General features: G+C 67.7%; 12 protein-coding genes. 8 read left to right on the top strand and 4 right to left on the bottom strand.

Translation table 11 applies throughout. The annotated features are described in order from the left end of the window. Positions 1-217 precede the first annotated feature (217 nt). Entirely contained in the window at positions 218-436 is a 219-nt protein-coding gene (locus ACGFIF_RS36640) for a hypothetical protein (protein WP_393160966.1), read from the bottom strand. Positions 437-568: 132 nt separating this feature from the next. On the opposite strand from ACGFIF_RS36640, the gene ACGFIF_RS36635 reads away from it, so the two are divergent. The 5 genes from ACGFIF_RS36635 (at position 569) to ACGFIF_RS36615 (ending at position 3,876) form a co-directional block, all read left to right on the top strand. Continuing rightward, complete coding sequence (locus ACGFIF_RS36635) at positions 569-697, top strand: hypothetical protein (RefSeq protein ID WP_393160964.1); 129 nt, start codon at positions 569-571, stop codon at positions 695-697. Between the two features lie 243 nt (positions 698-940). Next, positions 941-2,383 carry a hypothetical protein gene (locus ACGFIF_RS36630; RefSeq protein ID WP_393160962.1) on the top strand — a complete coding sequence of 481 codons (1,443 nt, stop codon included), beginning with the start codon at positions 941-943 and terminating at the stop codon, positions 2,381-2,383. 77 nt (positions 2,384-2,460) lie between these two features. Further along, positions 2,461-3,201, top strand: coding sequence for a hypothetical protein (locus tag ACGFIF_RS36625; protein ID WP_393160960.1), 741 nt, complete (start codon positions 2,461-2,463; stop codon positions 3,199-3,201). A 60-nt stretch (positions 3,202-3,261) separates the two neighbouring features. Further along, entirely contained in the window at positions 3,262-3,705 is a 444-nt protein-coding gene (locus tag ACGFIF_RS36620) for a VOC family protein (RefSeq protein ID WP_393160958.1), read from the top strand. A 24-nt stretch (positions 3,706-3,729) separates the two neighbouring features. Beyond that, entirely contained in the window at positions 3,730-3,876 is a 147-nt protein-coding gene (locus tag ACGFIF_RS36615; RefSeq protein WP_393160956.1) for a hypothetical protein, read from the top strand. On the opposite strand, the gene ACGFIF_RS36610 is transcribed toward ACGFIF_RS36615, so the two are convergent. Genes ACGFIF_RS36610 through ACGFIF_RS36600 form a run of 3 tightly spaced genes read right to left on the bottom strand, consistent with a single transcriptional unit; the run spans position 3,877 to position 7,968 of the window. Further along, positions 3,877-5,910 carry an alpha-galactosidase gene (locus ACGFIF_RS36610; protein ID WP_393160954.1) on the bottom strand — a complete coding sequence of 678 codons (2,034 nt, stop codon included), beginning with the start codon at positions 5,908-5,910 and terminating at the stop codon, positions 3,877-3,879. It lies immediately after the preceding gene. Between the two features lie 10 nt (positions 5,911-5,920). Beyond that, on the bottom strand, positions 5,921-6,652 hold the full coding sequence (locus tag ACGFIF_RS36605) for a FadR/GntR family transcriptional regulator (RefSeq protein ID WP_393160952.1): 732 nt from the start codon (positions 6,650-6,652) through the stop codon (positions 5,921-5,923). Then, positions 6,649-7,968, bottom strand: coding sequence for an L-fuconate dehydratase (locus ACGFIF_RS36600; RefSeq protein ID WP_393160950.1), 1,320 nt, complete (start codon positions 7,966-7,968; stop codon positions 6,649-6,651). The genes ACGFIF_RS36605 and ACGFIF_RS36600 overlap by 4 nt, the downstream gene beginning before the upstream one ends. Positions 7,969-8,108: 140 nt before the next feature. On the opposite strand from ACGFIF_RS36600, the gene ACGFIF_RS36595 reads away from it, so the two are divergent. The 3 genes from ACGFIF_RS36595 to ACGFIF_RS36585 are packed head-to-tail and all read left to right on the top strand — an operon-like array spanning position 8,109 to position 12,448. Next, positions 8,109-10,481 carry a glycoside hydrolase N-terminal domain-containing protein gene (locus tag ACGFIF_RS36595; protein ID WP_393160948.1) on the top strand — a complete coding sequence of 791 codons (2,373 nt, stop codon included), beginning with the start codon at positions 8,109-8,111 and terminating at the stop codon, positions 10,479-10,481. 27 nt (positions 10,482-10,508) lie between these two features. Then, positions 10,509-11,501 (top strand): ABC transporter permease, encoded by a 993-nt coding sequence (locus ACGFIF_RS36590; protein ID WP_393160946.1) that lies wholly within the window; start codon positions 10,509-10,511, stop codon positions 11,499-11,501. Next, positions 11,498-12,448 (top strand): carbohydrate ABC transporter permease, encoded by a 951-nt coding sequence (locus tag ACGFIF_RS36585; RefSeq protein WP_393160944.1) that lies wholly within the window; start codon positions 11,498-11,500, stop codon positions 12,446-12,448. Before ACGFIF_RS36590 ends, ACGFIF_RS36585 begins: the two co-directional genes overlap by 4 nt. The last annotated feature ends 1 nt before the right edge of the window (position 12,449 follow it).

Here is a 12,449-nt window from a genome sequence, read left to right as displayed (position 1 = left end):
AGGAAACCTCGGAGGTACCCCCCCACCTCCACATCTCCGCAGGCCTCAGGACCCACTCCGCCTCCGGTAACACCAGCCACCTGCGCGGTGCGACGATCCAATTCTTCACCGAGATGTACGTCGTCGAAGTCACCGACCCAACCTGGTCTCGGCCAAGCGACCTGGCCCTCTACGACCTGCCCCCTGCTGACCTTCGACACCTGACATCGGAGGGACGTCATGTGCGCTGGCCGGGGGAGTGTGGTCCGACCCAGATCCAGACGCCGGAGTTGTCGGCGGAGGGACGGTAGGCGAGTGCCCAGCCACGAATGTCGTCCGCGGTCCGCCCCATTCGCTGTGCGGCGCGACGACGCTCTTCCCAGTCTTCGACGTAGAAGACCTGGCCGTGACCGGAACCTCCGGACAGCCTGACCGTCTGCCGGCCACCCTGACCCATACCTTGATGATCAGCCTCGCCACCGACAGAAATCACCCCTGCTGCGAGACGTAGCAGCCGGGCTCCAACGAGAGACCCGTCGGAAATCTCCACGAGTTGCCCAAGGCAACTGAGCGTCATCACTCTGATGCCGTGGACGTCGACGCGGTCGTGGAGCTGTACGGGTTGCCCCCGGAGCGATTCACTACGGCCCGCAACCGACTGGCCACCGCCCAGAAGGAGGCCGGCGACGCCGGCGGAAGCGCGGCGGTCAAAGCCTGAGGAAACCGACCTTGGCGCCTGTGCCAGGTCAGCGTGCTGTGCGGTGGTCTGGCACGGCGCGCGACGGGTGTCGCGGACGGGTGGTGGTGCGGACAGAGGGCTCCGGGTGATGGCCAGGCGACGAGAGGCGCTGGTCGTAGACGTGTCGTCGGACTTGCCGTCCTCACGCTACTGTCCGACGCCGCGGAGAAGGCGCCACTTCTCTGTCTCGTCGACGACGTGCGGTGGCTGGATCATTCCTCGGTGCAGGTCCTGGCGTTCGTGGCTCGGCGGCTGAAGGCCGAGTCCGTCGTCCTGCTCTTCTCCGAGCGCGACACGGCCGACCTCGACGAGCTGGCTCAGCTGCCGGCGTTGCCGCTGACCGGTCTGGCCGACGCCCCGGCGCGGGAACTTCTCGCGTCAGCGATCAACGGGCCACTCGACGAGCGGGTCCGCGACCGGATCCTCGATGAGACTCGCGGTAACCCGCTGGCGCTGCTCGAGTCACCGAACCTTGCCGGCGGGTTCGGCCTGCCGAGCGGGCGGACTCTGGCCGGCCGGCTGGAGAAGGGCTTCACCGCGCGCGTCCGGCAGTTGCCGGCACTGACGCGGGAATTCTTGTTGCTGGCGGCAGCGGAGCCGACCGGCGACCCCGCCCTGCTCGTGCGCGCGGCGACCGAACTCGGCATTCCACTCGCGGCGGTGACCCCGGCGGAGGCGGACGGCTTGATCGAGATCGGTGCGCGGACCGCATTCCGCCATTCGCTGCTGCGATCGGCGATCTACCGTGCGGCGTCGGCCGAAGACTGGCGTACCGCCCATCGGGCGTTGGCATCCGCCACCGATCCAGACCGGCGGGCGTGGCATCGCGCTCACGGCACCCTGTCAGCGGACGAGGATGTCGCCGCTGAACTCGAGCGCTCCGCGGCGAGAGCACAGGCACGCGGCGGGCTGGCGGCCGCCGCAGCCTTTCTGGAGTATGCCGCGAGGCTGACCCCTGATGTGGGAGCGCGAGCGCGGCGAGCTCTCGCGGCGGCGCGGGCGAAGCGGCTGTCCGGCGTGCCGGAGCCTGCCATGTCCTTGCTTGCGGTCGCGGCTGCCGGCCCGCTCGGCGAGTTCGACGCCGCCATCCTGCAGCGGCTGTACGGGCAAATCGCCTTGGATCTACGACGCGGCATCAGCGCCGTTCCGCTGTTGCTCGACGCGGCACGACGTCTGGAGAGCCTCGACCTCGATCTGGCTCGTGAAACGTACCTGGAGGCGCTCCGCGCAGCGAGTATCGCCGGCCGGTTCGGCGATGGCGTGCTCAAGGCTGCCGCTGAGGCGGCGCGTCGAGCGCCGCCAGCGGTCGGTGCGCCGCGAGCCCTCGATCTCCTGCTCGACGGGCTGGCCGTCCGGTTCACCGACGGCTACGTCGCCGGGGCCGCGCCCCTCAGGCGAGCACTGCAGGCGGTCCGGGATGACGACGGTCGCGGCGGGCACGACGTGCGCTGGCCATGGTCGGCTCGCCGGGTCGCCCCCCGACCTCTTCGACGACGAGGTCTGGCATGCCCTCGCACCCCGCAACGTGCAGATCGTCCGCGCCAGCGGCGCGCTGGATGTGCTCCCACTCGCGCTGAACTCCCTGTCCACCTTGCGGATCTTCGACCGTGCGACCGAACAAGAGACCGTCAAGGTCATGAGGCGACAGCACGGACGAAGAGCTGAGAGACCTCCATCGACCCGGCCGCAGCGACCAGATCGAAATCAGGCACCAACGACAACCACGTTAGGACGTGAAGACCATGAATGATCTGCTGAAGCAGGTGCTGGAGTCGCACGGCGGCTTGGACCAGTGGTCGCAGGTGAACCACCTGACCGCCCAACTGTCTTTGGGCGGCCCGTTCTGGGGCTGGAAGGGCTGGCCGGACGTGTACGCCGACCAGACGGTCAACCTCGATCCGCGCCGCGAGTCCATCACCTTCGAGCCGTTCACCGGATCCGGCCGTGTCTCGTCGCTGGAGGTCAGCACCGGATCACCCGAGCGGGTCGAGATCCGCGAAGGCGACGGACGGCTCGTGGACGGACGGAACAACCCCCGTGGGACGTTCCCGGCGTACGAGAACGAGACTCCCTGGGACGCGGTACAGGTCGCGTACTTCACCATCGCGGCCACCTGGAACTACCTGACGGCACCGTTCGTGTTCGCCCACCCGAAGGTGACGACCCAGGAGATCGCCCCATGGACCGAGGACGGGCAGACCTGGCGCCGGCTGGCCGTCACGTTCCCGGACGCCATCGCCAATCACAACCCTGGCCAAATCTTCTACTACGACGAGACCTTCCGGCAGCGGCGCATGGACTACCAGCCCGACGTGACCGGAAGCCCGATCGCGCACTACACGCACAACCCGAAGAAGTTCGACGGCTTCCTGTTCTACACCCTCCGACTGGTGCACCTGCGCGACGAAGGCAACGTCGCGAACCAGGAGTTCGCACCCATCACGATCGACCTGGAATCGGTGAGCATCACCCGCGACCGGTGAACGAAGTCCGCGTGCAGCACCCACCCGTACCCCATCCAAGCAATGAAGAAGGAGCACACCATGGACTTCAAGCTCGAGGTATTCGTCGTCCCGGTCGGCGATGTGGACAAGGCGAAGGCGTTCTACGAGCAGTTCGGCTTCCGGCTGGACGCCGACTACTCAGTGGGTGACGACTTCCGTGTCGTCCAGGTCACCCCGCCTGGCTCGGAGGCCGCGATCATCTTCGGCAGGGGCCTATCGGCCGCCGAACCGGGATCGGTCCAGGGCCTACACCTGGTGGTCACCGACATCGAGGCGGCACGGGACGAGCTCGTGGGGCGCGGAGCGGACGTCAGCGACGTCTGGCACGACGCCGACGGTGTCTTCCATCACGCCGGCGACGTGAACCGGGTCCCCGGTCCGCACCCGGAGCGGGCCGACTACGGCTCCTTCGTGTCTTTCAGTGACGTGGACGGCAACGGCTGGATCGTCCAGGAAGTCGTCACCCGCGCCCCGGGCCGGTGACTGGGCCAGAGTAAGGACCCGATCGTGGTCTCGCTCGGTCGGCGCAACCGGCACACCACGGGCAAGGCAAAGCCCGTCCTCGGTTGGCAGTCCCGGCCCGCGGCCGAGACCGTGGTCGACTGCGCCCAAAGCCTGCTCGCGTGGAAGGTGGTCCGACCGAACCGCCGCTAGTCAGCCGAACTGATCGACGCGGTGTCCGACGAGTTCGATCACGCGGGCGGACGGTTCTGCTGTGGTGGCCGTGATGGTCAGGGTGTTGTTGTTCCAGTTGTAGGTCCAGCCGTCGGGTTGAGCCGGGAAGAGGCTCGTGACCTCACAACGAGGCAGGGGCAGGGCGACCTGGGAGGGTTCGGCAGAGCGGTGCCATACCGTGAGGTACGACGTCGATGGTCCGGCCAGGCCGAGTGCCATCCACTCGTCGGTCCAGCTGGGCAGGCCGAGCGGCCAGAAAGGGACCAGTTCGCGTAGGTGGGGCAGCACAGTTCGGTGGGCGGCCAGAGCTGAGCGGACCAGGTCGAGCTCTGGCTGCGTCATCTGGTCCAGGTGGCCGGACAGGTACATCCGGCCGAGGATCCCGTTGACCAGGCAGAGGGTGAATTCTTCGCGCGACATCCCGGTCTGGGGGTAGGCCCAGTTGCCTGCTTGCTCGGGCAGCACGGACGCGGGCGCCGCTGCGGCGATCGTTGCGTAGAGCAAGGGATCCTGCTGGTCGGAGGTCGACTGCAGGTGCAGGCGGGAGAGCATCGCGTAGTCCATCCGCAACGCGCCGGACCCGCAGTTCTCGAGCAGCAGCCGGGGATGCCGGGCCTGGACGCCGTCCAGCCAGTCGAGCAGTGCTCGCTGGTGCTCCAGCAGGCCTTGACCGAGTGATTGCCCGTCGGAGTCGGTGCCTGGCCCGGTCATGGTGTTGTTGTCCAGCTTGAAGAACCCGATCCCGTACTCCGCCACCAGCCGGTCGACCGTGTCGTCGAGATGCCTGCGGGCTGCGGGGCTGCGGAGATCCAGCAGGTGCCGCCCGTTCTCTGCGACTCGAATGCCGCGTCGGCTGAGGAAGGCGTCGTCCGGCAGGTCCTGTGCCAGCGGTGAGTCGACGCCGATCACCTCGGGTTCGAGCCAGAGCCCGGGCACCATGCCGCGGGAGTGGATGCGATCGATGACCTCGCCGAGACCGCCGGGGAAGCGGGTGGTGGACGGCTGCCACGCGCCGACCGTGCTCCACCAGTCGCCGTCGGCGTACCAGCCGGCATCGATGCAGAAGTACTCCGCGCCGACCGCGGCTGCGGCGTCGATCAACGGCAGCAACCGCTTGGTGGTCGGGTCACCCATCAGAGTGTTCATGTAGTCGTTGAAGATCACCGGCAGCTTGTCGTCGGCGGGACGGCGCTGCCGGATGGCACGGCGTTGCCGGGTCAGGGCGGCAAAGGCGCTGTCGCGGTCAGCTGCCGCGACGAGCGACACCGGGACGGTCGTGAACGCACGGTCCGCGGTGATGGTGGCCGTCCACTGGTGCTCTTGATCGGTCGGTCCGCTGAGCATCAGGTAGCCGCCACGCGGGGTCTCACCGATCTCGTAGTGCCAAGGCCCGTTGTGCTCGATCTGCCAGCCGAGCGCGTACCCGTCTCGGATCAGAACACCGGTGGGAAGGTGCTCGCCGGTCGACCACGAGCCCCGACTCGTCACTGCGTGCAGGGTGCGTGGTGGCGGGTGGTGCGGCGGGCGCTGGATGTCGGGCAGTCCGATCTCGCGCAGCGGCCTGGCGGACCACCGGCTCTCGGCCATCCAGTCGTTGTCGCCGGAGAGCAGGTCGAAGTCGACCGAGTCGATCGCGACGACGACCGATGAAAGGCTGGTCAGTTCGAGGCTGCCGGGGCCGGTGAGCCGGGCCTCTGTCCAGGTGCGTACTCCGTCCATCGCTTCGAAGAAACTGGTGATCTGAAGCCCCGTCACCGTGTCCTGCTGAACGATGCGGAGGCTGGTGTCGGTGGCTTCGTGGCTCGTGTATCGCAGCCGCCGGCCGAGGACCGTGCCGACGTGGCGATAGGTGCTGACCGAGCGGCCATGACCGAGCGCAGACACCTCCACGAGCGGCTGGTCGACCGGACCGGTGGCGGTCTCGGGATCCCAGTGGACGGATTCCAGCCGGACCGGGCCGTCGTCGAGGCAGAACGTCAGGGTCAGGTTCGCAGTGCGCCACAGGAAGGGCATCGAGCAGTCCTCAGAGATCGGGGATGGAGTCGTCGTCGGGTGGTCGTTGGCGGAGGTAGTCCTCGACGCCGAACAGGTGGACGGCCATGCGGATGCGAGCCCGGTCGGGGTCACGACCGGACAGGGCGTCGAGGATCGCCCGGTGCTCGCCGTGCGTTGCTTCGTCGGCGCCTTCCTGACTGATCGAGCGCCACAGCCGGTCCCGGGTGGTCCGTCCGCCGAGGGCCTCGATCAGGGCCGCGAGCACCGGGTTGCCCGATGCCTGGGCGATGACGCGGTGGAACGCGATGTCGTTGTCGATCAGGGCCTCGTGGTCCGGCACGCCGTCAGTCAGGTCGGCCTCGGTTCGGCGCAGCAGTTCGTCTGCCGCGGCGAGCCTTTCGTCGCTGATCCGGGTCGCCGCCAGTCCGGCGGCCTGAGTCTCCAGCATTCGTCGTACGGCGTGCAGATGGCGCGCACCGCTGTGGTCCTGCAGGTCCACCACGAACCCCATCGGTGCCAGTAGCAACGAAGGGTCGAGGGCGGTGACGTAGGTGCCGTCGCCCTGCCGGGTCTCCAGCACACCCATCATGGACAGCGCGCGAACGCCTTCGCGCAGCGGACCGCGGGAGACCCCCAGCGCCTCGGCGAGGTCCTTCTCGATCGGCAGCCGGTCACCCGGCCGGAGCGCACGGTCGATGATCAGCTTCTTGATGCCTTGGACGACGACGTCAGTCTGCGAAACACCGACCCGAGCCGTCATGCCACTGGCTCCGCCCTGTCTCGCGTGGCCCAGTAGGACCCGGTCGGGAACGTGTACGTCGCGAGTGACGGCCTGCGCATCTCGGCGCTGTAGCCGGGCGCCGTGGGCAGCACGTAGGCACCGTCGCGGACGATGCACGGGTCGACGAAGTGCTCGTGCAGGTGGTCGACGAACTCGGTGACGCGGTTCTCCAGGCTGGCCGACACCGCGACGTAGTCGAAGATCGACAGGTGCTGGACCAGCTCGCACAGCCCGACTCCGCCGGCATGCGGACACACCGGTACGCCGAACTTGGCCGCCATCAGGTACACCGCGAGGACCTCGTTGACGCTGCCCAGCCGGGCCGCGTCGAGCTGACAGAAGTCGATCGCACCGGCCTGGAAGAACTGCTTGAACAGCACCCGGTTCATCGCGTGTTCGCCGGTCGCGACGCCGATCGGGGCCACCGCCTGGCGGACGGCGGCATGGCCGAGGACATCGTCGGGACTGGTCGGCTCCTCGATCCACAGCGGCTCGAACCGCGCCAGCTCCTTGACCCACTCGATCGCCTCGGGCACGTCCCAGACCTGGTTGGCGTCGATCATCAGATGACCGTCCGAACCGATCACCTCCCGGGCGATCCCGCAGCGGCGGATGTCGTCCGCCAGGCTCGAGCCGACCTTGAGCTTCACGTGTTTGTAGCCGGAGGCAACGGCTTCCTCACACAGCCGGCGCAGCTTGTCGTCGGAGTATCCGAGCCAGCCCGCCGACGTGGTGTAGCAGGGATATCCAGTGACCTCCAGCTCCTTGATCCGCAGCCCGCGCCCGGCCTCCCGATCCGCCAGCAGCGCGATCGCCTCATCTCTGGTCAGCACGTCGGACAGGTACTTCAGATCCGCGGCGTCGACCAGCTCCTCGGGTGACATGTCGCAGAGCAACCGCCACAACGGCTTCCCGGCCCGGCGCGCGGCAAGATCCCAGACCGCGTTCATCACCGCCGCCAGCGCGAGATGGACGACGCCCTTGTCCGGCCCGAGCCAGCGCAGCTGGGTGTCCGACTGCAGCTCCCGGTAGATCCCACCCAGGTCGGCACAGAGGACGTCGACGTCGCGCCCGACCAGGGGCCGGCCGCGTTGTGCCGCCGCCGCGACGCACAGGTCGTTGCCGCGCCCGATCGTGAACGTGAAGCCGTGACCCGTCAGCTCCGGGTCGTCGGTGTGCAGGACGACGTACGCGGCCGAGTAGTCACCGTCCTTGTTCATCGCGTCGGAGCCGTCGCGGGTGAGCGAGGTCGGGAAACGTACGTCGACGACCTCCACCGACGTGATGCGTGGCATGGGACCCCCTGTGCTCCGATAGATAAGACGATTTGGCATCCAGACGCGCTTCAGTATGGACCATCCGCCGTCGCGGCGCTACGATCCACGGAATTCATATGATGATTACCGTCACATCACACGCGCTGGAGGTGCCTGGGATGAGCGACCTGGTGGGCTCGGACCGGACGGATGGAGCCCGGCTGAGCTACGACCGGCCCGCCGGAACCTGGCTGGAGGCGTTGCCGACCGGCAATGGCCGGATCGGGGCGATGTGCTTCGGCGGCGTCGGAGCCGACCGGATCGGTCTGAACGACGAGACCTGCTGGTCCGGCGGTCCGGAGACGGCGCGGCTGCTGTCGGAGCCGCTCGGCGCCATCGGAGCCGAGGCCGTGCAGGCAGTCCGCGCGTCGTTGGCCGGCGGTGACATCCGGCGCGCACATGAGCTGGCCGGTGGATTCCATTCCGGCTACTCGCAGGCGTATCTGCCGCTCGGCGATCTGCTGCTGGACGTGACGGTCGCCGGCTCCACACCGGCCGCCGGGGAGGTGACGCAGTACCGCAGGAGGCTCGATCTCGACACCGCGACGGCGTCGGCGGAGTACGAGATCGGGGAAGTGGGTGTCCGGCAGGAAGTGTTCGTGAGCGCACCTGCCCGGGTGCTGGTCCTGCGGATGACCGCGTCGAAGCCCGGTGCACTAGGCGTCACCGCAAGGCTTGCCTCGCAGCTGCGTTCGCGGCCACACGTGGCCGGCGACGGGGCCGGACTGCTGCTGCAGGCGCCGGCCGATGTCGCGCCGCCGCATCGCGACGTACCGGAGCCGATCCGGTACTCCGATGGCCCGGATCGCGGGATGTCGGCGGCGATCGCACTGCGCGCGCGGACCGACGGCGTGGTGACCGCCGACGAGACCGGTCTTACCATCCGGGGAGCCGGCGAGCTGATTCTGATCCTCTCCACAGCGACCGGGTACGACGGCCCGTCGGCCGTGCCGACCCGGACGGCGGAGGAGTGCTGGGCCGCCGCCGATGAACAGGTGCGCGCCGCGCTCGGCCGTGAGTACGGCGAACTTGTCGCCGAGCACACCGAGGATCACCAGGGATTGTTCCGCCGCTCGGCACTCGAGCTGGAGGGCCCTCCGGAGTGTGCGGAGTTGCCGACCGACGTGCGGTTGACCCAGCATGGCGATGACCCCGCGCTGGCGGCACTGGTATTCAACTACGGGCGCTATCTGATGATCGCGAGCTCGCGTCCCGGCGGGCTGCCGACGAATCTGCAGGGGATCTGGAACGACATCCTCCGGCCGCCCTGGAGCTCCAACTTCACGGTCAACATCAACACCGAGATGAACTACTGGCCGGCCGAGACGACGAGTCTGTCCGAGTGCCATGAGCCGCTGCTCGACTTTCTCGGGCACCTCGCCGAGGCAGGTCGCCGTACGGCGGGGGAGCGGTACGGCTGCGGTGGCTGGACGGCTCATCACAACACCGACGCGTGGTGCTGGACGCTTCCCGTCGAGGGAGACCCGCGGTGGTCCAACTGGCCGATGGCCGGTGCCTGGCTGGTCCGCCACCTGTGGGATCACTACGCGTTCACTGGCGATCTGGACTTCCTCGGCCGTGCCTGGCCGGTGCTGCGAGGTGCCGCGGAATTCGGCCTCGACTGGCTGGTCGAGCTGCCGGACGGGAGTCTGGGTACGTCGCCATCGACCTCGCCGGAGAACGACTACCTGGCCGATGACGGCAAGCCCGCGTCGGTCACCGTCTCGGCGACGATGGACCTGGCGCTGATCGCGGACCTGTTCGACCGGTGTGTGCAGACCGCCGGACTCCTCGGGTTGATCGATCCACTGATCGAGCGCCTCGTCCTGGCCCGCAAGCGGATCCCGGATCCGCCGATCGGTAGCCGTGGGCAACTTCAGGAGTGGGCCGCGGATCTGCCCGAGGAGGACCCGCACCACCGGCACATGTCGCATCTGGCCGGCCTTCACCCCGGCGATGCGATCACTCCGGACGGCACCCCGGCCCTCGCGGCGGCGGCCGCACGCACGCTTGACCTGCGTGGCGATCGGGCCACCGGCTGGTCGCTGGCGTGGAAGATCAATCTGCGGGCCCGGCTGCGCGACGCGGTCGCGGCGCATCGGCTGGTGCGCGCGTTCCTGAGCCCGGCGGACGACACGTCGACGGACTACGTGGGCAGTGGCGCGGGTGTCTACCCGAACCTGTTCTGCGCCCATCCGCCGTTCCAGATCGACGGCAACTTCGGTGCGACCGCGGGCATCGCGGAGATGCTGCTGCAGAGCCACACCGGCGAGATCGAGGTGCTGCCGGCCCGGCCGGACGACTGGCCTACCGGCCGGGTGACGGGTCTCCGCGCCCGCGGCGGCGTCACGGTCGACATCGACTGGAGCGCGGACTGCATCGACGTGGTGCTCACCGCGGATCGGGACCAGGAGCGCGTGGTCCGCTTCGGCGACGAGCGGATCGGCGTCCAGTTGACAGCCCGCACAGCCCACCGTCTCAGCCTGAGCTGACCGGGCCCGAGGGAGGAGGAGAACCTGATGGCAGTCCTGACAAGCATCCCGCCGCCCGTCGGCGAAGCGCCGGCCCCGCAGCGTCGACGCCGGCGGCGTGAACGCACCACCATGGTCGGTCTGCGTCGAAGTCTGCAGCGGCACTGGACGCTGTATCTGTTGATGACCGTGCCGCTGGTGTGGTTCGCGGTGTTCAAGTACATCCCGATGGCCAACGCCGTGCTCGCGTTCAAGAACTACAACGTGGTCAGGGGCATCTGGGGCAGTCCGTGGATCGGCTGGCAGAACTTCGAGCTCTTCTTCGCCAACCCGGTGTTCTGGACGCTGGTGAAGAACACGTTCCTGCTGTCGGTGTACACGGTCGCGGCGAGTTTCCCGCTCGCGATCATCCTGGCGCTGGCGCTGAACGAGGTCCGCATGGGGCTGTTCAAGAAGACGGTCCAGCTGGTGACGTACGCGCCGTACTTCATCTCGACGGTGGTCGTGGTGTCGATGACGATCCTGATGCTGTCGCCGCGGCTGGGCCTCGTCAACGATGCCATCGGATTCTTCGGCGTGCCGGCGATCGACTTCCTCGGCAACCCGGACTACTTCCGGCACATCTACGTCTGGTCGGACGTCTGGCAGACCACCGGATACTCGGCGGTGATCTACCTCGCGGCGCTGGCCGGGGTCGACCCGGCGTTGCACGAGTCGGCCAAGATCGACGGCGCGACCCGGCTGCAGCGGATCCGGCACGTGGATCTGCCAGGCATCATGCCGACCGCGGTGATCATCCTGGTCCTTGCTGTCGGCAACATCATGGCGATCGGCTTCGAGAAGGCGTTCCTGCTGCAGAACCCGCTGAATCTCAGCGAATCCGAGATCATCGCCACCTACGTGTACAAGACCGGACTGCTGAACGCCGACTTCAGCCTGGCCACCGCCGTCGGTCTGTTCAACTCCGTCATCAACCTGGTCCTGCTGCTGGCGGTCAACACGATCGCCAAGCGGATCACCGGAAACGGACTGTGGTCATGAGCGTCCAGAGCGAAGTACGAACGATGCCGAGCAAGCGGACCGAACGCCGGGCGGCGCGTTCGCGGCGGATCCGGGATTCGCGCACGGACCGGGTGTTCATGCTCTGTGTCTACCTGCTGCTTACGGTGTTCCTGGCTGTCGTTCTGCTGCCGCTGATCTACATCGTGGCGAGTTCGTTCAGCAGTCCCGAGGCGGTGTCGTCCGGCCGGGTGCTCTTCTGGCCGGTGGAGTTCTCGCTGCGCGGATACAAGGCGGTGTTCGAGAATCCGCAGATCATCCAGGGCTACGCCAACTCGTTGTTCTACACGGTGGTCGGCACGGTCGTCAGTGTCGTGATGACGATCGCGATCGCCTATCCGATGTCGCGCCGTACGCTCGTCGGGCGGAACCTGGTGATGAGCCTGATCCTGTTCACGATGCTGTTCACCGGCGGGCTGATCCCGACGTACCTGGTGGTCCAGCAGGTCGGACTGCTGGACACCCGGTGGGCACTGATCGTCCCCCAGGCCATCGGGGTCTGGCAGGTGATCATCGCGCGGACGTACTTCCGCACCGTGATCCCCGAGGAGCTGGTCGAGGCATCGCAGTTGGACGGCTGCGGCGACCTGCGGTTCCTGTGGTCGGTGGTGATCCCGCTGGCCAAGCCGATGATCGCCGTCATCGCGCTGATGTACGCGATCTACCAGTGGAACTCCTACTTCGACGCGCTGATCTACCTGAAGAACCCCGACCTGTTCCCGCTGCAGATCGTGCTGCGCAACATCCTGATCCTGAACACCTACAGCGGCGGCGCGATCGACGCGTCCGTCGTCCTCCAACGGCAGCAACTGGCCGATCTGCTCAAGTACTCGCTGATCGTCGTGGCCAGTGTGCCGGTGCTGCTCATCTACCCGTTCGTGGCGCGCTATTTCACCAAGGGAATCATGATCGGCGCCGTCAAGGGCTGAT

Origin of the sequence: Kribbella sp. NPDC049174 (assembly GCF_043197365.1) — a bacterium.
Classification (GTDB): Bacteria; Actinomycetota; Actinomycetes; order Propionibacteriales; family Kribbellaceae; genus Kribbella.
This window is presented reverse-complemented; position numbering and strand designations above follow the sequence as displayed.